The sequence below is a fragment of the Algibacter sp. YIN40 genome (genome assembly GCF_057219435.1).
This window is the reverse complement of record NZ_JBXVVC010000005.1, coordinates 81,253-101,895: the sequence shown is the minus strand read 5'-3', so window position 1 is coordinate 101,895 and position 20,643 is coordinate 81,253. Positions and strand designations below refer to the sequence as shown.

The 20,643-nt window shown below is 33.7% G+C and carries 19 protein-coding genes and 1 tRNA gene; 5 read left to right on the top strand and 15 right to left on the bottom strand.

Annotated features, from left to right (window positions below; genetic code table 11):
- Window positions 1-40: 40 nt before the first annotated feature.
- The 3 genes from AC2D6V_RS15005 to AC2D6V_RS14995 all read left to right on the top strand — a co-directional run bounded on the left by AC2D6V_RS15005 (window position 41) and on the right by AC2D6V_RS14995 (window position 3,058).
- Window positions 41-775: a porin family protein gene (locus AC2D6V_RS15005; RefSeq protein ID WP_484649780.1), complete on the top strand. Its 735-nt coding sequence runs from the start codon at window positions 41-43 to the stop codon at window positions 773-775.
- 223 nt (window positions 776-998) lie between these two features.
- Window positions 999-2,303 carry a DUF819 family protein gene (locus AC2D6V_RS15000; protein WP_484649776.1) on the top strand — a complete coding sequence of 435 codons (1,305 nt, stop codon included), beginning with the start codon at window positions 999-1,001 and terminating at the stop codon, window positions 2,301-2,303.
- A 50-nt stretch (window positions 2,304-2,353) separates the two neighbouring features.
- Complete coding sequence (locus tag AC2D6V_RS14995; RefSeq protein WP_484649773.1) at window positions 2,354-3,058, top strand: DUF4369 domain-containing protein; 705 nt, start codon at window positions 2,354-2,356, stop codon at window positions 3,056-3,058.
- Between the two features lie 84 nt (window positions 3,059-3,142).
- Here the strand turns inward: AC2D6V_RS14995 and AC2D6V_RS14990 are convergent, their stop codons facing one another.
- From AC2D6V_RS14990 to idi, 4 genes are all read right to left on the bottom strand, one after another.
- Window positions 3,143-3,412 (bottom strand): hypothetical protein, encoded by a 270-nt coding sequence (locus AC2D6V_RS14990; RefSeq protein ID WP_484649769.1) that lies wholly within the window; start codon window positions 3,410-3,412, stop codon window positions 3,143-3,145.
- Window positions 3,413-3,494: 82 nt separating this feature from the next.
- Window positions 3,495-4,466, bottom strand: a complete 972-nt coding sequence (locus tag AC2D6V_RS14985; RefSeq protein WP_484649765.1) for a type I phosphomannose isomerase catalytic subunit — start codon at window positions 4,464-4,466, stop codon at window positions 3,495-3,497.
- A gap of 2 nt (window positions 4,467-4,468) precedes the next feature.
- Window positions 4,469-4,882, bottom strand: a complete 414-nt coding sequence (locus tag AC2D6V_RS14980; RefSeq protein ID WP_484649761.1) for a 6-pyruvoyl trahydropterin synthase family protein — start codon at window positions 4,880-4,882, stop codon at window positions 4,469-4,471.
- Window positions 4,875-5,405 (bottom strand): isopentenyl-diphosphate Delta-isomerase, encoded by a 531-nt coding sequence (idi, locus tag AC2D6V_RS14975; RefSeq protein ID WP_484649926.1) that lies wholly within the window; start codon window positions 5,403-5,405, stop codon window positions 4,875-4,877. Before idi ends, AC2D6V_RS14980 begins: the two co-directional genes overlap by 8 nt.
- Before the next feature lie 119 nt (window positions 5,406-5,524).
- Here idi and AC2D6V_RS14970 point away from each other — a divergent pair, with 119 nt between their 5' ends.
- Together AC2D6V_RS14970 and AC2D6V_RS14965 are read left to right on the top strand one after the other, a co-directional pair.
- Window positions 5,525-7,117, top strand: coding sequence for a peptide chain release factor 3 (locus AC2D6V_RS14970; RefSeq protein ID WP_484649757.1), 1,593 nt, complete (start codon window positions 5,525-5,527; stop codon window positions 7,115-7,117).
- 113 nt (window positions 7,118-7,230) lie between these two features.
- Entirely contained in the window at window positions 7,231-7,467 is a 237-nt protein-coding gene (locus AC2D6V_RS14965) for a (4Fe-4S)-binding protein (RefSeq protein WP_484649751.1), read from the top strand.
- 65 nt (window positions 7,468-7,532) lie between these two features.
- Here the strand turns inward: AC2D6V_RS14965 and AC2D6V_RS14960 are convergent, their stop codons facing one another.
- From AC2D6V_RS14960 to tuf, 11 genes are all read right to left on the bottom strand, one after another.
- Window positions 7,533-7,850 carry a DUF3467 domain-containing protein gene (locus AC2D6V_RS14960; RefSeq protein WP_484649745.1) on the bottom strand — a complete coding sequence of 106 codons (318 nt, stop codon included), beginning with the start codon at window positions 7,848-7,850 and terminating at the stop codon, window positions 7,533-7,535.
- Window positions 7,851-7,941: 91 nt separating this feature from the next.
- Window positions 7,942-12,243 carry a DNA-directed RNA polymerase subunit beta' gene (rpoC, locus tag AC2D6V_RS14955; RefSeq protein WP_484649740.1) on the bottom strand — a complete coding sequence of 1,434 codons (4,302 nt, stop codon included), beginning with the start codon at window positions 12,241-12,243 and terminating at the stop codon, window positions 7,942-7,944.
- Window positions 12,244-12,275: 32 nt separating this feature from the next.
- Window positions 12,276-16,088: a DNA-directed RNA polymerase subunit beta gene (gene rpoB, locus AC2D6V_RS14950; RefSeq protein WP_484649735.1), complete on the bottom strand. Its 3,813-nt coding sequence runs from the start codon at window positions 16,086-16,088 to the stop codon at window positions 12,276-12,278.
- Between the two features lie 124 nt (window positions 16,089-16,212).
- Window positions 16,213-16,587, bottom strand: coding sequence for a 50S ribosomal protein L7/L12 (gene rplL / locus AC2D6V_RS14945; RefSeq protein ID WP_484649732.1), 375 nt, complete (start codon window positions 16,585-16,587; stop codon window positions 16,213-16,215).
- 64 nt (window positions 16,588-16,651) lie between these two features.
- Window positions 16,652-17,173, bottom strand: a complete 522-nt coding sequence (gene rplJ, locus AC2D6V_RS14940) for a 50S ribosomal protein L10 (RefSeq protein WP_484649730.1) — start codon at window positions 17,171-17,173, stop codon at window positions 16,652-16,654.
- A 20-nt stretch (window positions 17,174-17,193) separates the two neighbouring features.
- Window positions 17,194-17,883 carry a 50S ribosomal protein L1 gene (rplA, locus tag AC2D6V_RS14935; RefSeq protein WP_484649727.1) on the bottom strand — a complete coding sequence of 230 codons (690 nt, stop codon included), beginning with the start codon at window positions 17,881-17,883 and terminating at the stop codon, window positions 17,194-17,196.
- A gap of 20 nt (window positions 17,884-17,903) precedes the next feature.
- Window positions 17,904-18,341 carry a 50S ribosomal protein L11 gene (rplK, locus tag AC2D6V_RS14930; protein WP_099562916.1) on the bottom strand — a complete coding sequence of 146 codons (438 nt, stop codon included), beginning with the start codon at window positions 18,339-18,341 and terminating at the stop codon, window positions 17,904-17,906.
- A 77-nt stretch (window positions 18,342-18,418) separates the two neighbouring features.
- A complete protein-coding gene (gene nusG, locus AC2D6V_RS14925; RefSeq protein WP_484649724.1) occupies window positions 18,419-18,973 on the bottom strand; it encodes a transcription termination/antitermination protein NusG in 555 nt (184 codons plus the stop codon).
- A 10-nt stretch (window positions 18,974-18,983) separates the two neighbouring features.
- On the bottom strand, window positions 18,984-19,181 hold the full coding sequence (secE, locus tag AC2D6V_RS14920) for a preprotein translocase subunit SecE (protein ID WP_298236905.1): 198 nt from the start codon (window positions 19,179-19,181) through the stop codon (window positions 18,984-18,986).
- A 78-nt stretch (window positions 19,182-19,259) separates the two neighbouring features.
- Window positions 19,260-19,332: transfer RNA gene (locus AC2D6V_RS14915), tRNA-Trp, on the bottom strand.
- A gap of 70 nt (window positions 19,333-19,402) precedes the next feature.
- Entirely contained in the window at window positions 19,403-20,590 is a 1,188-nt protein-coding gene (gene tuf / locus AC2D6V_RS14910) for an elongation factor Tu (RefSeq protein WP_484649721.1), read from the bottom strand.
- Window positions 20,591-20,643 lie beyond the last annotated feature (53 nt).

The window sequence follows — 20,643 nt, the reverse complement described above, 5'->3', positions numbered from 1 at the left end:
AATTTTATATTTCGGTAAATTTTAACCAAATCGATTAATAATGAGACCCTTTTACCTACTAACAGTCTTTCTGTTTTTTCAATCTACTTTGCTGTTTTCTCAAGAATATGTCTTTGGAGTCAAAGCGGGTTTAAATACTAATACCATTGGTGATATTAATTCGAGAGGTGGTTCCATAGCTTCAGGAAAAGCTGATGAATTATTTTCTCCAACTAAAGATATTAGTTATCAAATTGGCGCCTATTTTATGGTTGAGTTTAAAAGTTTTTACATAAGATCAGAGCTAAACTACGTTTCTTTAGAAAATCATTATGAATTTCCTCGAAGAGATGCAAAATGGACAACCTCCAAAATGGAAATACCAATACTATTTGGACTTCAGGTTGCTAAACCTGTATTTCTATATGCTGGTCCTAGTTTTAATTTCTTTGATGATTATAAGTTAGAAGGTGTTCAAGCCACTTCTTTTAGTGATGGTTTTGACTTGGATAAGAATACTACTAGCTTGAATTTCGGAATTATGGTGCGTTATAATAGATTTAGCGTAGATTTAAGATATGAGGTTGGAACAAAAGAGCAAGTTGAAGGCACACCTGGAGAGCAAGTTGATTTAGACATGAATAATAATGCCTTTGGAATCAATTTAGCTGATGCAAAACCATATACGCCAAAAATGCTAAGATTAAGTGTTTCTATAGATATATTCCGAACAGATGGCACTAGTATCGCAGATATATTTAAAGGAAATAACAATAATTGTGGTTGTCCTTATTAAAGGCGCTAAACATATAAAATTAAAAAAGCATCCTAAATAGGATGCTTTTTTACTAACTAACCAACCAAAAATATGGATTACAATTCAAAAGTTTAAAGTAACCACTCAATAAACTTATTATAATGAATGTAATTACTATACATATATCAAATGGTGTGCCAAAGTAGAATAACTTGTTTTTTTATTTTAGCTATATTACATCTTCAAATTAACCAATATATTCATGAATAATCAACCTTTTTTTACAGATGACACTATTGTTTTTGGATTATTAATGCTTACTCTAGGTTTTGTTTTTTATACTTCGACAAGCAACAATTCCTTTTGGAAAAAATTCTATAAATATATACCTGCTCTTTTAATGGCTTACATGCTTCCAGGTCTATTAACAACCCTAGGATTAATATCTCCAGAATGGACGACTGTTTCTGAATCGGGAGAAATTACGACTCATACTTCTCAAGTATACTATATAGCAAGTAGATTTATGTTACCGGCTTCGTTAGTTCTATTAACATTAAGTATAGACCTTAAAGCTGTTTTCAACCTTGGACCAAAAGCTCTAATTATGTTTTTAACTGGTACAGTGGGTGTCATTATTGGAGGACCAATTGCCGTACTTTTAATATCCACAGTGTCACCAGAAACAGTTGGAGGCATTGGGCCTGATGCCGTATGGAGAGGCTTATCTACTCTTGCTGGAAGCTGGATAGGTGGTGGGGCTAATCAAGCTGCTATGCTCGAAATTTACGGATACAATACTGAAAATTATGCCAGCATGGTCATAGTAGATATTATAGTTGCAGAAATATGGATGGCTATTTTAATTCTAGGCATAGGAAAGACTGAACAAATAGACAGATGGCTAAAAGCAGATACATCTGCTATTGAAGAATTAAAAGCAAAAGTATCTTCTTATGCCGCCAAAATTGAGAGAAATCCAAGCTTATCAGACCATATGATTATTCTTGGTATAGCTTTCACAGTAGTTGGATTTGCACATTTTGGAGCAAATGGCATATCAGAGTTTTTAAAAACGAATTTTGAAGCTGTCAGTGATAAAAGTTCGGCATTGTCTTCATTCGGTTCGCAGTTCTTTTGGATGGTAACGATTGCTACTGCAATTGGAATTCTTTTATCCTTTACCAGATTTAGGAAATATGAAGGTGCTGGAGCTAGTAAAATTGGGAGTGTTTTTATTTGGATATTGGTCGCAACAATAGGAATGAAAATGGACCTAACAAAAATCGCAGATAACCCAGGATTGATTGTGGTTGGTTTAGTTTGGATGGCAATTCATGTGACTTTACTAATCTTAGTGGCTAAACTTATAAAAGCCCCCTATTTCTTTTTAGCTGTTGGAAGTAAAGCTAATATTGGAGGTGCAGCTTCAGCTCCAGTAGTTGCTGCTGCTTTTCACCCTTCATTAGCTAGTGTAGGTGTATTATTAGCCGTATTTGGTTATGTAGTAGGAACCTATGGCGCCATGATTTGTACAGAATTAATGAAAATTGCTGCTGGCGGGTAATATTTCAATATAAATTAGCATATTTGCGGTCTTAAAACCCTCATTAAAAAATGAAAAACATCTTATTATTTTTTGTAATTCTTTTTGCTGTAGCATGTTCAAAAGAACAACATGATTTAACCGTAAAAGGAAACGTTAAAGACCTAAAGAAAGGCACAGTGTACCTAAAGAAATATATTGACTCTTTACTTATAACTGTAGACTCTATTGAAATTAAAGGAAATTCACAATTTGAATTACATAGCGTTATTGAATCTCCTGAAATATTTTTCTTGGATTTAGACAAAAACAGTAGTGAAGATGACAGAATTACCTTTTTTGCTGATAAAGGTGTGATAGAAATAAATACAACACTTAAAAACTTTGTTTTTGACTCAAAAATAAAAGGTTCAAAGCAACAAAAAACTTTAGAAGAATATCAATTATTGATGTCTCGTTTAAACAATAGAAACTTAGACTTAATAAAGGAGAATTTTGATGCTCAAATAAATGGGGACTCATTAGCCGTAAAAAATTATGAAGAGAAACAAAATAGCCTAATAAAAAGTCGTTATTTACAAACTGTTAATTTTGCTTTAAACAATAATGATAGCGAAGTAGCTCCTTATTTGGCTCTGACCGAAATTCACAATGCCAGAGTTAAGTTTTTAGATACAATAAATAAAATGCTAACTCCAAAGGTAAAAGCTTCAAAATACGGTAAAAAATTACAGATTTTTATTGATGGAATTAAGAATCAAGAAAACTATAAATAATGCCCTAAAGAGCATTCATTAAAATTAAACAAAAAGACCTTTCTCATGAAAGGTCTTTTTGTTTATTACACGCTTATTATTAAACTATGCTAATTTATTAATTTTTTCGATTAAAGATCTTCCTTTTGATTCAAGGTCGTTACGAATAGCTTTAAAATGTGATTTTTTATTCTCCACACTTTTATCATTAGCTTTTGTAATTAATTCATCAAAAGTCTCTATAGCTTCATCTATAATCGCTTCGCTCTTTTTTGTGTCTTTATCTGTATTGGCATATTCCCAAACATATACTGCTTCAATAATATCGCCCAAAACATAATTTATATCTTTCTTTAGATCTCTAACATTTGCCATTTTTTCAGTTTTTAAAAGTTGAGACAAAAATAATTAAATTATTCATAACATCATTTTGAATATGCAACGAATTCAATTTATTTTAAACGTAGACTTCTAATAATTTTGAATCAGTTGCTTCTAGTTTGTAATTCTTAATTGTAGCTGGAAGTAATATAGTCTCACCTTGTTTTAATATTTCAGAAAAAGTACCAGTTGAAATTTGGGCTTCACCTTCCACACATATGTAGATTATAAAAGAATCGAAGGTGTTTTCTTTTGGTATGATTGTGTTTACCTTTAAATAATTCGTTGTAAAATAAGGGCAACTTACCATGTTATTTGTTTGATTAGCAATCTTAGAATAATTAACTCTAAAGTTATCTGGCATATCGAAATCGAAAGCATCAATAGCCAATTCGTTATGTAGTTCTCTTTCATTCCCTGAATCATCAACTCTATCCCAATCGTAAACGCGATACGTAATATCGCTTGTTTGTTGTATTTCAGCAACCATAACACCCGCACCAATCGCATGAATACGCCCTACTTCTATAAAATATGTATCGCCTTTTTTAACCTTTTCAAAATTTACAATCTCATTTAATGTTTTATTATCCAGATGCTGTAAATATTTATTTGGTGTCATTTCTTGATTAAAACCAATAATTAAATTCGAACCTTCATCAGCTTGTAATGTGTACCACATTTCGGTTTTTCCAAACGAATTGTGTCTCTTCTTAGCGAGTTCATCATTAGGATGTAACTGTATAGATAAGTCTTCTCGAGCATCTATAAACTTAACAAGCAAAGGGAATTTATTGCCAAAACTATTATAATTCTTTTCTCCTATTAAATCTGCCTTGAAAGTTTCTAATAAACCCTTTAAAGATTCTCCTTTTAAACTTCCGTTGGAAACAATAGAGGTGTCTCCTTCAACATCACTAATTTCCCAACTTTCTCCTATGTTATCCAAATCTGAATCTTTATTCAAAATAGATTTCAACTTTTGTCCTCCCCAAATTTTAGTTTTTAAAATTGGATTAAATTTAAAAGGATATAAAATATCACTCATAATTAATTTCCTGAATAGGTTACAAAATTTCTAGGTGTTTCGAAAAGTGTGATTTCCAATTCTAATTGTGAATCTAAGCGTGGTTTTATCTTATTATAAATTACAACAGAAATATTTTCAGCCGTTGGATTCAAATTTTTAAATTCTTCAACTTGCAGATTCAAGTTTTTATGATCAAAAGCATCTTCAACCTCTTCTTTAATAATTTCTTTCAAAATTTTCATATCAATAACATAGCCCGTGTCTGTATCAATACTTCCCGTAACACTTACAATGAGCTCGTAATTGTGCCCATGAAAATTGGGGTTATTACATTTTCCGAAGATTTCTTCATTTTGCTCATTGCTCCAATCTTTTCTATACAACCTATGAGCTGCATTAAAGTGAGCCTTTCTACTAACTGTTACTTTACTCATTTGAAGTTATGTTTATATGTTGGTAGAATTTTTTGAAAATAATTTTAAACCATTCTGTATAATATTGCGGATGCAACTCTATATCAACCTTTACATTTTCTAATGACATCCATTTCCAATTGGCTACTTCATCTAAATTAATCTCCGGCGATTGATTATATTTCCCAACCATAACATGGTCTAACTCATGCTCAGTCAATCCATTATCGAAGGGCGCCTTATAAATAAAAGATATAGTTTCTTGTAAATTTACAACAAACCCCATTTCTTCTTGTAAACGTCTTTTACCAGCTTCAATATTACTCTCTCCATCACGCTGGTGACTGCAACAAGTGTTAGTCCATAGTCCAGGGGAATGATATTTATGCAATGCTCTTTGCTGCAACATTAATTCATTGGCATCATTAAAAATAAATACAGAAAATGCACGATGCAACAATGCCTTTTCATGTGCTTCCAATTTGGGCATTAAACCTATTTGTTCATCTAGCTCATTAACTAGAATTACCTTTTCTTCTTCCATAGAAAACAAAAATACCAAGTAAAATATTAATATACTCATTCTTCTGTATAAAATCTGAAATCCCAATTCTGAAATCGTAAATTATAAAGTATCTTTGCAACCCATTTGCACAATTATTTATGAGTTTTTTAAAGGAAATACAACGTAGGCGAACTTTTGGTATTATTTCGCATCCAGATGCTGGTAAAACAACACTAACCGAGAAGTTATTACTTTTTGGTGGAGCAATTCAAGAAGCGGGTGCTGTTAAAAGTAATAAAATAAAGAAGGGTGCTACCAGTGATTTCATGGAAATTGAGCGACAACGTGGAATCTCTGTTGCGACATCTGTTTTAGCTTTTGAATACAATGGCATTAAAGTTAACATACTAGATACACCTGGACATAAAGACTTTGCTGAAGATACATTTAGAACACTTACTGCTGTAGACAGTGTTATTGTGGTAATTGATGTTGCAAAAGGTGTGGAAGAGCAAACTGAGAAGTTAGTTGAAGTTTGTCGTATGCGTAACATTCCTATGATTGTTTTTATTAATAAATTAGATCGTGAAGGTAAAGATGCTTTCGATTTACTTGACGAGGTAGAGCAAAAACTAGGTTTAAGTGTAACACCCTTGAGTTTCCCTATTGGTATGGGTTATGATTTTAAAGGAATCTATAATATATGGGAGAAGAATATCAATTTATTTAGTGGTGATAGTAGAAAAAATATTGAAGAAACTATAAATGTTTCCGATTTAGGCTCGAGTGAATTAGACACATTAATTGGAAAAGAATCTGCTGATGAACTTAGAGATAATTTAGAACTTATTGATGGTGTATACCCAAAATTCAACAAGGAAAACTACCTAAATGGTAATCTTCAACCTGTTTTTTTTGGATCCGCTTTAAATAATTTTGGAGTTAGAGAGTTATTAGACTGCTTCATTGAAATAGCACCAAAACCTAGACCGAAAGAAAGTGAGGAACGTCTTATTAAACCAGCTGAGGAAAAATTTACAGGTTTTGTTTTTAAAATTCATGCAAACATGGATCCTAACCATAGAGATCGTCTAGCATTTATTAAAATAGTTTCAGGAAAATTTGAAAGAAATAAACCTTATTTACATGTTAGAAATAACAAAAAAATGAAATTTTCCAGTCCAAATGCTTTTTTTGCTGAAAAAAAAGAAATCGTGGACGTTTCCTATCCAGGTGATATTGTTGGATTACATGATACTGGTAATTTTAAAATTGGTGATACACTTACGGAAGGTGAACAAATAAATTATAGAGGAATTCCTAGTTTCTCTCCAGAACATTTTAGATACATTAATAATGCAGACCCTTTAAAATCTAAACAGCTTTACAAAGGTATAGATCAGCTTATGGATGAAGGTGTAGCGCAGCTATTTACTCTTGAACTCAACGGTCGTAAAGTCATTGGAACTGTTGGTGCCTTGCAATACGAAGTAATTCAATATCGATTAGAACATGAATATGGTGCAAAATGTACCTACGAAAACTTGAATGTTTTTAAAGCTTGCTGGGTCGACCCTGAAGGTTCTCAAAGTGAAGAGTATAAAGAATTTGTTAGAGTTAAACAACGTTTTTTAGCTAAAGACAAACAAAACCAGTTGGTGTTTTTAGCAGATTCTTCATTTTCCCTTCAAATGACACAACAAAAATACCCAAATATTAAGTTCCATTTTACTTCGGAGTTTAATTTCTAAAGTGTATTTCATCTATTAATCGGAGTTTTTAAACTTTTGAACCAATATTTTTAACTCACCAACATCCTGTGCTTTACTTTTAAAAAGAATCATAACCCCAAAAATGATTAACTATGGAAATTAATGCTAAAGAGTTTAGTAATAATGACATTACTGTAACCTACGACCCATGTGAATGTACTTTGTCTGAAACTTGTGCTAGAGAATTATCTGATGTATTCAGTAACTCTGTAATACCCTGGATAAATTTAGATAATGCTAAAAAAACTGAAAGTGTTATCAAACAAATTAATAGATGTCCTTCTGGCGCTTTAAAATTTTACTTACACGATAAAAAACAAGCTAGTTAAATTCAATAAATAAGTGTTGATTAAAAAAAATCCTTTGAAATTAATTTCAAAGGATTTTATAAATATTATGCTTGCCCTGTTGGCCCAAAATTCAGGGGTATTGGTGGTTGCTCGTAATCTTTAATTTCACCATGAGCATTTTCAAATCTAGTTATATTATCTCCTAAGGCTTTAAGCAAGCGTTTAGCATGTTGAGGCGTTAATATTATTCTCGATTTTACTTTATTTTTAGGAACACCAGGCATGATGTTCACAAAATCAACAACAAATTCAGAAACTGAATGATTAATAATTGCTAAATTGGAATAGGTACCTTCGGCAACTTTTTCATCTAATTCAATATTTATTTGACTTTGTTTTTTATTGTCTTTTTCGTTTGCCATAACTTTTTTATGTTTTAAATATAAAAAGCCTTCAAGTTATTATACATGAAGGCTTTTATTTTATAGATTCCTACCTTCGCAGGAATGACAATTAATTATAATTTAACTCTTGCTTCACTTGCATCATTTCATCAAACTCTTCTTTTGAGCCAACAATAATGTTAGTATAGTTTCGCATTCCTGTACCTGCTGGAATTCTATGTCCAACAATTACATTCTCTTTTAAGCCTTCTAAAGTATCTACTTTACCTGCTACTGCTGCTTCGTTAAGAACCTTGGTAGTTTCTTGGAACGATGCTGCAGAGATAAATGACTTCGTTTGAAGCGATGCTCTTGTAATACCTTGCAAAATAGGCGTTGCCGTTGCTGGCTTAGCATCTTTAGCTACTACAAGTTGCTTATCTTCTCGTCTTAAAATAGAATTCTCATCCCTTAACTCACGAGGTGAAATAATTTGACCTGCATTAAGATTTGCCGACTCTCCTGCATCTTCGATTACTTTCATTCCGAAGATATCGTCATTTTCTTTAATGAAATCTGCTTTATGAGCCAATTGATCTTCTAAGAAAATAGTGTCACCAGAATCAATAATTCTAACTTTACGCATCATTTGTCTTACAACAACCTCGAAATGCTTATCATTAATTTTCACACCTTGTAAACGATATACTTCTTGTACTTCATTCACTAAGTATTGTTGAACAGCAGAAGGTCCTTTAATATTTAAGATATCGTTAGGCGTAATTGAACCATCAGACAATGGCATACCAGCTTTTACATAATCATTTTCTTGAACAAGAATTTGATTAGATAATTTTACTAAGTATTTCTTAACATCTCCTAACTTAGATTCAACTATTATCTCTCGGTTCCCTCTTTTAATTTTTCCGAATGAAACCACACCATCAATAGCACTTACAACTGCTGGATTAGATGGGTTACGTGCTTCGAATAACTCAGTTACACGAGGAAGACCACCTGTAATATCTCCTGCTTTTGCAGATTTACGTGGTATTTTAACCAAAATTTTACCAACTATAATTTTCTCACCATCATCAATCATTAAGTGTGCCCCAACTGGTAAATTGTACGAACGAATAATTTCGCCTTTTCCATCTTCAATATGAAGGGTTGGAATAAGTTTCTTATTTCTAGATTCAGAAATAACTTTTTCTTGGAATCCTGTTTGCTCATCAATTTCAACCTGATAAGTAACACCTTGCTCAATATTTTCGTATTTTACTTTACCCGCAAATTCTGAAATAATCACACCATTATATGGGTCCCATTGACATACAACATCCCCTTTACTAAGGTTTTGACCATTCTTAACATGAATAGTTGAACCATAAGGAATATTATTTGTACTTAAAACAATACCTGTTTTCTTATCTGTAAGTTTAAGTTCAGAAGTTCTTGAAATTACAATATCAATATCGTTACCATCTCCATCTTGACCTTTAACTGTTTTTAAATCTTCAATCTCAGCAATCCCATCAAATTTAACAGCTAATTTATTTTCTTCAGAAATGTTACCCGCAATACCACCTACGTGGAATGTACGAAGTGTTAACTGTGTACCAGGTTCTCCAATAGATTGAGCAGCAACTACACCAACTGCTTCACCACGTTGTACCATTTTGCCTGTCGCTAAATTACGACCGTAACATTTAGCACAAATACCTTGTAATGCTTCACAAGTTAATGCTGAACGCACTTCTACGCTTTCAATTGGTGATTCTTCAATAGATTTAGCTATATCGTCTTCAATTAATTGTCCAGCAGCTACTAGTAGCTCATCTGTTAATGGATTATAAACATCATTAAGAGAAGTACGACCAACTATTCTTTCTTCAAGATTTTCAACAACTTCATCATTCTTTTTTAATGGTTCAACTTCAACACCTCTTAATGTTCCACAATCTACGCTATTGATAATAACATCTTGAGAAACATCTACTAAACGACGTGTTAAATAACCAGCATCTGCAGTTTTAAGAGCGGTATCTGCTAAACCTTTACGAGCACCGTGAGTAGAAATAAAGTATTCTAAAATTGAAAGACCTTCTTTAAAGTTAGAAAGAATTGGGTTTTCAATAATCTCACCTCCACCTGCATTAGATTTTTTAGGTTTCGCCATTAATCCACGCATACCTGTAAGCTGACGAATCTGTTCTTTAGATCCACGAGCACCAGAGTCAAGCATCATAAACACCGAGTTAAATCCTTGTTGATCTTCACGAATACGTTTCATTGACAATTCAGTCAATTCTGCATTTGTAGAGGTCCAAATATCAATAACTTGGTTATAACGTTCGTTGTTGGTAATAAGTCCCATATTATAGTTACCCATAATACCATCAACTAAAGTGTTAGCTTTATCAATCATTCCTTGTTTTTCTGGTGGAATAATAATATCTCCTAAACTAAATGATAATCCGCCTTGGAATGCAAATTTAAACCCTAAAGTCCTAATCGCATCAAGGAAATCGGCTGTTTCTGGAACAGATGTTACTTTAAGAATATCACCAATAATATCTCTTAAAGACTTCTTGGTTAATACTTGATTGATAAATCCTGCAGCTTGCGGTACATGTTGATTAAATAACACACGACCAACTGTAGTTTCAACAATCATTCTATCTAGTTTACCATCATCATTAATATCGATAGTTCTTACTTTGATACCTGCATTCAAATCAACTCTTTTCTCATTAAAAGCAATTTCTACTTCTTCTGGAGAATAAAATGTTAATCCTTCTCCTAGAATTGGTACTTCTGGAGTAGACTTACGCAACTTAGTCATATAATAAAGACCAAGTACCATATCCTGTGATGGTACAGTAACTGGTGAACCGTTAGCTGGGTTCAATATATTATGAGATGCTAACATTAGTAGCTGACACTCTAAAATAGCCTCAGGTCCTAATGGTAAATGCACTGCCATCTGGTCACCATCAAAATCAGCATTAAATGCAGTACACACCAATGGGTGTAACTGGATAGCTTTCCCTTCAATTAATTTTGGTTGGAATGCTTGGATTCCCAAACGGTGTAATGTAGGCGCACGGTTTAGTAATACTGGATGTCCTTTAAGTACATTTTCCAATATATCCCAAACTACGGGCTCTCTTTTATCTATAATTTTCTTCGCAGACTTTACTGTTTTTACAATCCCTCTTTCAATTAATTTTCTAATTACGAAAGGCTTATATAACTCAGCTGCCATATTTTTAGGCAACCCACATTCGAATAATTTTAATTCTGGACCGACAACAATTACAGAACGTGCAGAATAATCAACACGTTTACCAAGTAAGTTTTGACGGAAACGTCCTTGCTTTCCTTTAAGTGAATCTGACAACGATTTTAATGGTCTGTTAGAATCTGTTTTTACTGCCGAAGACTTACGTGTATTATCAAATAATGAATCCACAGACTCTTGAAGCATACGTTTTTCATTACGTAAAATTACTTCGGGAGCTTTTATCTCAACCAATCTCTTAAGACGATTGTTACGGATAATTACTCGACGATATAAATCATTCAAATCTGACGTCGCAAAACGACCTCCATCTAAAGGCACTAATGGCCTTAATTCTGGTGGAATGATTGGCACAACTTTCATAATCATCCATTCAGGACGATTTTCTCTATTGTTATTAGATTCACGTAACGCTTCCACAACTTGTAAACGTTTTAAAGCTTCTGTTTTACGTTGTTTGGACGTTTCAGTATTTGCTTTATGACGCAACTCGTATGATAAGGCTTCTAAATCTATTCTAGATAATAACTCAATTAAACATTCAGCACCCATTTTAGCTAAAAACTTTTCTGGGTCAGAATCATCCAAATATTGATTCTCTTGAGGAAGAGCTTCTAATATATTTAAGTATTCTTCTTCGGTAAGGAAATCCATTTTTTGTAATGGCTCACCTTCTTCATTTTTTGCATTACCTGGTTGAATGACTACGTAACGTTCGTAGTAAATAATCATATCTAATTTCTTAGATGGTAATCCTAATAAGTATCCTATTTTGTTAGGTAAAGAACGGAAATACCAGATATGAGCTACAGGAACAACTAAATTAATGTGTCCTACTCTATCTCGACGTACTTTCTTTTCTGTTACTTCAACACCACAACGGTCACAAACAATACCTTTGTAGCGAATTCTTTTATACTTACCACAAGCACACTCATAATCCTTTACAGGACCAAAAATACGCTCACAGAACAAACCGTCACGTTCAGGTTTGTGAGTTCGATAATTGATAGTTTCTGGCTTTAATACCTCACCTCTAGATTCTGCTAAAATAGATTCTGGTGATGCTAAACCAATTGAGATTTTATTAAATCTCTTAACTGTATTTTTATCTTGTTTTCTTGCCATAATAAATGGTTGAAATGAATTTAATTAATTTACTACTCCTCTAATCTGATGTCCAATCCTAAACCTTTCAATTCGTGCATAAGTACGTTGAATGATTCTGGTAATCCTGGATCTGGCATTGGTTCTCCTTTAACTATACTTTCGTAAGTTTTAGCTCTACCAATTACATCATCAGATTTTACAGTTAAGATTTCACGTAAGGTACTTGATGCTCCATAAGCCTCAAGTGCCCAAACTTCCATCTCACCAAAACGCTGACCACCAAACTGTGCTTTACCACCTAATGGCTGCTGCGTAATTAATGAGTAAGGTCCAATAGAACGTGCGTGCATTTTATCGTCAACCATGTGTCCAAGTTTCAACATGTAAATCACACCAACTGTTGCCGGCTGATCGAAACGTTGTCCTGTTCCACCATCGTATAAATATGTATGACCGTATCTTGGAATTCCTGCTTCATCAGTTAAAGCATTTATTTGATCGATATTTGCGCCATCAAAAATTGGTGTTGCATACGTACGATCTAATTTTTGACCGGCCCATCCTAGAACAGTTTCATAAATCTGACCGATATTCATACGCGAAGGTACACCAAGTGGATTCAATACAATATCAACAGGCGTTCCATCTTCTAAGAATGGCATATCTTCTTGACGAACGATACGAGCAACAATACCTTTATTACCATGACGACCTGCCATTTTATCACCCACCTTAAGCTTACGCTTCTTAGCAATATAAACTTTAGCTAGCTTAATGATACCTGCTGGTAATTCGTCACCTACAGAAATGGTAAACTTCTCACGACGTAAAGAACCTTGTAAGTCGTTTTCTTTAATCTTATAATTGTGAATTAAATCTGCCACTAATTGATTAGTATGAGCATCTGTTGTCCATTTTCCAGAAACTAAATGTGCATAATCATCAACAGCATTTAACATTTTAAGTGTGAATTTTTTACCTTTCGGCAATACTTCTTCACCTAAATCGTTAAAAATACCTTGTGCAGTTTTACCATTTACAATAGCAAAAAGTTTTTCGATTAAAACATCTTTTAACTCATCAAACTTCGCATCGTAAATACCTTCTAATTGCAAGATATCATCTTTATCTTGAGCTCTCTTACGCTTATCTTTTACCGCTCTTGCAAATAATTTCTTCTCAATTACAACACCGTGTAATGAAGGTGATGCTTTTAATGATGCATCTTTTACATCGCCTGCCTTATCACCAAAAATTGCACGTAATAATTTTTCTTCTGGAGTTGGATCAGATTCTCCTTTAGGTGTAATCTTACCTATAAGGATATCACCAGGCTTAACTTCTGCACCAACGCGAATCATTCCATTTTCATCTAAATCTTTAGTAGCTTCCTCAGAAACGTTTGGAATATCATTCGTTAATTCTTCGTTACCTAATTTAGTGTCACGAACATCTAAAGAATATTCATCAATATGAATAGATGTAAATATATCTTCACGAACTACTTTTTCAGAAATTACAATCGCATCCTCAAAGTTATAACCTTTCCAAGGCATGAAGGCAACTTTCATATTTCTACCAAGCGCTAACTCACCTTTTTGAGTTGCATACCCTTCACATAAAACTTGACCCTTCGCTACTTTATCTCCTTTAACCACAATTGGTTTAAGGTTTATAGAAGTACCTTGATTCGTTTTTCTAAACTTTACTAATTCATAAGTTTTAATATCGCTATCAAAACTTACTTTAGCTTCATCTTCGGTACGTTCGTATTTTATTTTAATCTCATTAGCATCAACATACAGAACTTCTCCAGCTCCTTCAGCATTAATTAATACTCTAGAATCTGATGCTACTTGGCGCTCTAAACCAGTACCAACAATTGGTGCTTGAGGTAATAATAATGGAACTGCTTGACGCATCATATTCGATCCCATCAAGGCTCTATTCGCATCATCATGCTCTAAGAAAGGAATTAAAGATGCTGAAATTGAAGAAATTTGATTAGGCGCTACATCAGTATAATGTAATCCTTTCGGATCAATTACTGGGAAGTCACCCTCCATTCTTGCAATTACTTTATCATGAAGAATTTTACCATCGTCATCTACTTCAACAGTAGCTTGAGCAATTAACTTTTCTTCTTCCTCTTCTGCACTTAAATAAGTTGGTTCGTTTTTAATATCAACAACACCATCAGTTACTTTTCTATAAGGTGTTTCAATGAATCCCATAGAATTCACTTTAGCAAATACAGAAAGTGACGATATTAAACCAATATTAGGTCCCTCTGGTGTTTCAATTGGACAAAGTCTTCCGTAGTGTGTATAGTGAACATCACGTACCTCAAACCCCGCTCTTTCTCTTGATAATCCACCAGGTCCTAAAGCTGATAAACGACGTTTATGAGTAATCTCTGCTAATGGATTCGTTTGATCCATAAACTGAGATAATTGATTAGTACCAAAGAATGAATTAATTACGGACGATAAAGTCTTAGCATTAATTAAGTCAATTGGTGTAAACACTTCATTATCACGAACGTTCATACGTTCACGAATAGTTCGTGCCATACGTGCTAAACCAACTCCAAACTGAGAAGATAATTGTTCACCCACTGTACGTACACGACGATTAGATAAGTGATCAATATCATCAATCTCTGCTTTAGAATTGATAAGCTCGATTAAATATTTTATGATAGTAATGATATCTTCTTTGGTAAGTACTTGCTTATCCATGCCAATATCAAGACCCAATTTTTTATTCATTCTGTAACGACCTACTTCACCTAAAGAGTAACGTTGATCTGAAAAGAATAACTTATCTATAATACCACGTGCTGTTTCCTCATCTGGCGGCTCAGCATTACGTAATTGTCTATAGATATGTTCAACAGCCTCTTTTTCAGAGTTTGTTGGATCTTTTTGAAGTGTGTTATGAATAATAGCATAATCACCTTGTTCAGCACTTTCTTTATGTAAAAGAATGGTTTTAACACCAGCTTCAAGAATTTCTTCAATGTTTTCTTTATCCAGAATAGTATCACGATCAAGTACAATTTCGTTACGCTCGATTGATACTACTTCGCCTGTATCTTCATCAACAAAATCCTCATGCCATGTATTTAATACACGAGCTGCTAATTTTCTTCCTAAGTATTTTTTTAATCCAGATTTAGATACTTTAACCTCTTCAGCTAAATCAAAAATCTCTAAGATATCTTTATCACGTTCAAAACCAATAGCTCTAAACAAAGTTGTAACTGGTAACTTTTTCTTTCTATCGATGTAAGCATACATTACCTGATTAATATCCGTAGCAAACTCAATCCAAGAACCTTTAAAAGGAATTACCCTTGCAGAGTACAATTTTGTTCCATTCGCATGAAATGATTGACCAAAGAATACACCTGGAGACCTGTGCAATTGCGATACTACAACACGTTCTGCACCGTTGATAACAAATGTACCACTTGGTGTCATATAAGGTATAGTTCCTAAGTACACATCTTGAACAATGGTTTCGAAATCTTCATGTTCAGGGTCTGTACAATATAACTTTAACCTTGCTTTTAAAGGAACACTGTATGTAAGTCCTCGCTCAATACACTCATCAATAGCATACCTTGGCGGATCTACGAAGTAATCTAAAAATTCTAAAACAAATTGATTACGAGAATCTGTAATAGGGAAATTTTCCATGAAGGTATTATATAGACCCTCATCTCCTCTTTCTTCAGATTTAGTTTCTAATTGGAAAAAATCCTGGAAGGATTTTATCTGAATATCCAAGAAATCTGGATATTCTGTTCTATTTACAATAGAGGAGAAATTTAATCTTTCGGCTTGTGTTGATAACATCAATGGACGGAATTTTGATTAAAAAAAATAGTGATAGCGTATGTAATCATTATATACGCAAAATGGTTTAGGTCTTGAAGAACATTCTCCAGACCTAAACCTTTATGTTTTTGAGTTGTTAAGCTTACTTAAGCTCAACCTCAGCTCCAGCTTCTTCTAAAGATGCTTTTAAAGCTTCCGCTTCATCTTTAGTTACTGCTTCTTTAATAGCACTTGGTGCTTCGTCAACTAAACCTTTAGCTTCTTTTAATCCTAAACCAGTTAATTCTTTAACCAATTTTACAACAGCTAATTTAGAACCACCTGCCGCTTTTAAAATAACATCAAATTCAGTTTGAGCTTCTTCAGCTTCTCCACCTCCAGCAGGACCAGCAACAGCAACTGCAGCAGCAGCAGCAGGCTCGATACCATACTCATCTTTTAATATAGTTGCTAACTCGTTTACTTCTTTTACAGTAAGGTTAACTAATTGTTCTGCGAAATCTTTTAAATCTGCCATTTTTCTATCGTTTTAATAAATTTTTAATTTTAATATAATTGTAATAAAGTGCGTACTTTTTTGATTATCCTTCTTTTTCGGATAATGTTTTAATAATACCTGCTATTGTTCCTCCACCCGATTTAAGTGCAGAAATAACATTTTTAGCAGGAGATTGTAATAATCCGACAATCTCTCCAATCAATTCTTCTTTAGATTTGATATCTACTAACATGTCTAACTGGTCATCACCAATATATATAGCTTCTTCGATAAACGCTCCTTTTAATAAAGGCTTCTCAGATTTTTTTCTAAAAGCTTTTATAACTTTAGCTGGTGCGTTACCAGTTTCAGAATACATTACTGAAGTATTTCCTTTTAAAACCGTAGGAAGTTCTCCAAATTCTTTGTCTGAAGCTTCCATTGCTTTTTCAAGTAATGTGTTTTTAACAACTGCCATTTGTACGTTTGCCTTAAAAGCAGCACGACGTAAAGCAGATGTAGTACCTGCATTTAATCCTGAAATATCTGTTAAATAGATATTTGTATTATCAGTCAATTGTGCAGTTAAGTCTTGAATTACTTGCGATTTTTCTTCTCTTGTCATAATTTAAAGTTTTAACCTAATTAACCAATTTTAGGATCAATAGCTAAACTTGGGCTCATTGTAGAAGACATAAATATGCTTTTTACATAAGTTCCTTTAGCTGTTGTCGGTTTCAGTTTCATTAATGTAGTTAATAATTCATTTGCGTTACCCGCAATTTTATCAGCACTAAATGATGCTTTACCAATAGCCGCATGTACAATACCAGTCTTATCAACTTTAAAGTCAATTTTTCCAGCTTTTACTTCTGTTACAGCTTTAGCAACATCCATAGTTACAGTTCCAGTTTTTGGGTTAGGCATTAAACCACGAGGACCTAATACACGTCCTAAAGGACCTAATTTACCCATTACACTTGGCATAGTAACGATAACATCAACGTCTGTCCAACCACCTTTAATTTTATCAAGGTACTCATCTAAACCAACGTAATCTGCACCAGCTTCTTTAGCTTCCGCTTCTTTATCTGGTGTTACTAATGCTAATACTTTCATGTCTTTACCAGTTCCGTGTGGTAATGAAACTACACCTCTTACCATTTGATTAGCTTTACGAGGGTCTACGCCTAAACGTACTGCTAAATCAATTGATGAATCGAACTTTGTATTGGTAATTTCTTTTATTAAAGCTGATGCTTCATCAACAGAATAAATTTTACCTTTTTCAATTTTCGCTAAAGCTTCTTTTTGCTTTTTTGTTAATCTTGCCATTTTCTAATGTCTTTAATAGATTATGAAGGAAATTTTCCTGTTACAGTTATTCCCATCGATCTTGCTGTACCAGCAACCATTCTCATAGCAGACTCTGTTGTAAATGCATTTAGATCTACCATTTTGTCTTCTGCGATGGTTTTAACCTGATCCCAAGATACTTTAGCTACTTTTTTTCGGTTTGGCTCTCCAGAACCTTTCTTCACCTTAGCCGCTTCTAATAATTGAACTGCTGCTGGTGGAGTTTTAATTACAAAGTCAAATGATTTGTCTTTGTAAACAGATATAACCACTGGTAATACTTTACCTGGCTTATCTTGTGTTCTAGCATTGAATTGCTTACAGAACTCCATGATGTTAACACCTGCAGCTCCTAAAGCGGGTCCAACCGGTGGCGATGGATTCGCAGCACCTCCCCGAACTTGTAACTTAACTACTTTACCTAATTCTTTTGCCATTTTTAATAATTTAGTTCGATACGCTTCTTAATTAGTTGGAAGCTAAACAACGTATCATTTATATAGTGTAACAATTATTATACTTTTTCAACTTGCATATAACTCAGCTCTAATGGTGTTTTTCTTCCAAAAATCTTAACCATTACTTCAAGTTTACGCTTTTCTTCATTTATTTTTTCAATAGTTCCATCAAATCCATTGAATGGTCCATCAATTACTTTTACAGTTTCTCCCTTAGTAAAAGGTATTGCTACATTGGCACTTTCTTCAACAGATAATTCATCAACTTTACCTAACATTCTGTTAACTTCAGATTGCCTAAGTGGCACTGGGTCTCCTCCTTTTGTTTCACCTAAAAACCCAATAACGTTCGTTACCGATCTAATAATATGCGGAACTTCACCTGTTAAATTAGCTTGCACCATTATATAGCCTGGAAAAAACACTTTCTCTTTGTGTATTTTTTTTCCATTACGAATCTGGATAACTCTTTCTGTTGGTACAAGAACTTGATCAACATAATCTTGTAAACCTAAACGTTCAATTTCTCTCTCAATATAGGCTTTGATTTTGTTTTCTTGACCACTTACAGCCCTAACAACGTACCATTTTTTTTCACTTACTTCTGACATAAATTTGTTTTTAACCGTTAATCCAATCAAAGTAGAGTGTTATAATTTTGCTGAAAACTGTATCAACTCCCCAAATAGCAAGAGAAAAAATAATTGAGAATACGGCTACTAAAACCGTTAAACGCTGTGCTTCTGCCCATGGGGTCCAAGTCACATTATTTTTTAATTCTCCAAATGATTCTTTTATATAATTTACAAATCCAGCCATTTATCTATTTTTTATTTATACACTTTAATTTCACTCAGTGTAAACTTATTGAGAAACTATGTGTCTCCAATTTATTAGCACGGGTTGAGAGACTCGAACTCCCGACACCTGGTTTTGGAGACCAGTGCTCTACCAACTGAGCTAAACCCGTAAATATAAGCCAAAAGGCATCACGCTTTTAAGCATGATACCTTGACTCTATATTTATATTAAACTATTGTTTAGTCTAAAATCTCAGTTACCTGACCTGCACCAACTGTTCTACCACCTTCACGGATAGCGAAACGTAAACCTACGTTCATTGCAATTGGCTGAATTAACTCAACAGTAATAGTTAAGTTATCTCCAGGCATAACCATTTCAACTCCTGAAGGAAGCGCAATGTTTCCTGTTACGTCAGTTGTACGAACGTAGAACTGTGGACGGTAGTTGTTATGGAATGGAGTGTGACGTCCACCTTCTTCTTTTTTAAGGATATAAACCTCAGCTTTAAATTTAGCGTGTGGTGTTACTGAACCCGGTTTAGTAATTACCATACCTCTCGAGATTTGAGCTTTTTCAATACCTCTTAATAAGATACCTGCATTATCTCCAGCTTCACCTCTATCTAATATTTGACGGAACATTTCGATACCTGTAATAGTAGATGTTAACTTCTCAGCACCCATACCAATAATCTCAACAGGGTCTCCAGTATTAGCTACACCAGTCTCAATACGACCAGTTGCAACAGTACCACGACCTGTAATAGAGAATACATCTTCAATAGGCATTAAGAAAGGCTTATCCATATCACGAACAGGCTCTTCAATCCATTCATCAACAGCTGCCATTAATTCCATTACAGTATCTACCCATTTTTGCTCACCATTAAGTGCACCTAAAGCAGAACCAGATATTACAGGACCATTATCTCCATCGTACTCATAGAAAGATAATAAATCTCTGATTTCCATATCAACTAATTCTAGCAATTCTTCATCATCAACCATATCCACTTTATTCATGAATACAACAATACGAGGAATACCTACTTGACGACCTAATAAGATATGCTCACGAGTTTGTGGCATTGGACCATCTGTAGCAGCAACAACTAATATTGCACCATCCATTTGTGCAGCACCTGTTACCATGTTCTTTACGTAATCGGCGTGACCTGGACAGTCAACGTGAGCGTAATGACGATTTGCCGTTTGATATTCTACGTGAGAAGTATTAATTGTTATACCTCTTTCTTTTTCTTCTGGAGCGTTATCAATTTGATCAAATGATCTTGCTTCTGAGAAACCTGCATCAGCTAATACTTTAGTAATAGCAGCAGTTAAAGTTGTTTTACCGTGATCTACGTGTCCAATTGTACCAATATTTAAGTGTGGTTTTGAACGATCGAAAGTTGCCTTTGCCATGTTTTTTTAATAATTTAATCTTAGTTATATAATAATATTAGTGTATTCTATTT

Bases quoted from the DNA above. Each gene is read 5' to 3' on its own strand.
- AC2D6V_RS14985 (WP_484649765.1), bottom strand. From the start codon at position 4,466: ATGAGTGATATTTTATATCCTTTTAAATTTAATCCAATTTTAAAAACT.
- idi (WP_484649926.1), bottom strand. From the start codon at position 5,405: ATGGAAGAAGAAAAGGTAATTCTAGTTAATGAGCTAGATGAACAAATA.
- AC2D6V_RS14980 (WP_484649761.1), bottom strand. From the start codon at position 4,882: ATGAGTAAAGTAACAGTTAGTAGAAAGGCTCACTTTAATGCAGCTCAT.
- rplL (WP_484649732.1), bottom strand. From the start codon at position 16,587: ATGGCAGATTTAAAAGATTTCGCAGAACAATTAGTTAACCTTACTGTA.
- tuf (WP_484649721.1), bottom strand. From the start codon at position 20,590: ATGGCAAAGGCAACTTTCGATCGTTCAAAACCACACTTAAATATTGGT.
- rpoC (WP_484649740.1), bottom strand. From the start codon at position 12,243: ATGGCAAGAAAACAAGATAAAAATACAGTTAAGAGATTTAATAAAATC.
- AC2D6V_RS14995 (WP_484649773.1), top strand. From the start codon at position 2,354: ATGAAAAACATCTTATTATTTTTTGTAATTCTTTTTGCTGTAGCATGT.
- AC2D6V_RS14990 (WP_484649769.1), bottom strand. From the start codon at position 3,412: ATGGCAAATGTTAGAGATCTAAAGAAAGATATAAATTATGTTTTGGGC.
- AC2D6V_RS15000 (WP_484649776.1), top strand. From the start codon at position 999: ATGAATAATCAACCTTTTTTTACAGATGACACTATTGTTTTTGGATTA.
- AC2D6V_RS15005 (WP_484649780.1), top strand. From the start codon at position 41: ATGAGACCCTTTTACCTACTAACAGTCTTTCTGTTTTTTCAATCTACT.
- AC2D6V_RS14970 (WP_484649757.1), top strand. From the start codon at position 5,525: ATGAGTTTTTTAAAGGAAATACAACGTAGGCGAACTTTTGGTATTATT.
- secE (WP_298236905.1), bottom strand. From the start codon at position 19,181: ATGGCTGGATTTGTAAATTATATAAAAGAATCATTTGGAGAATTAAAA.
- nusG (WP_484649724.1), bottom strand. From the start codon at position 18,973: ATGTCAGAAGTAAGTGAAAAAAAATGGTACGTTGTTAGGGCTGTAAGT.
- rplA (WP_484649727.1), bottom strand. From the start codon at position 17,883: ATGGCAAGATTAACAAAAAAGCAAAAAGAAGCTTTAGCGAAAATTGAA.
- rpoB (WP_484649735.1), bottom strand. From the start codon at position 16,088: ATGTTATCAACACAAGCCGAAAGATTAAATTTCTCCTCTATTGTAAAT.
- rplK (WP_099562916.1), bottom strand. From the start codon at position 18,341: ATGGCAAAAGAATTAGGTAAAGTAGTTAAGTTACAAGTTCGGGGAGGT.
- rplJ (WP_484649730.1), bottom strand. From the start codon at position 17,173: ATGACAAGAGAAGAAAAATCGCAAGTAATTCAAGACTTAACTGCACAA.
- AC2D6V_RS14965 (WP_484649751.1), top strand. From the start codon at position 7,231: ATGGAAATTAATGCTAAAGAGTTTAGTAATAATGACATTACTGTAACC.
- AC2D6V_RS14960 (WP_484649745.1), bottom strand. From the start codon at position 7,850: ATGGCAAACGAAAAAGACAATAAAAAACAAAGTCAAATAAATATTGAA.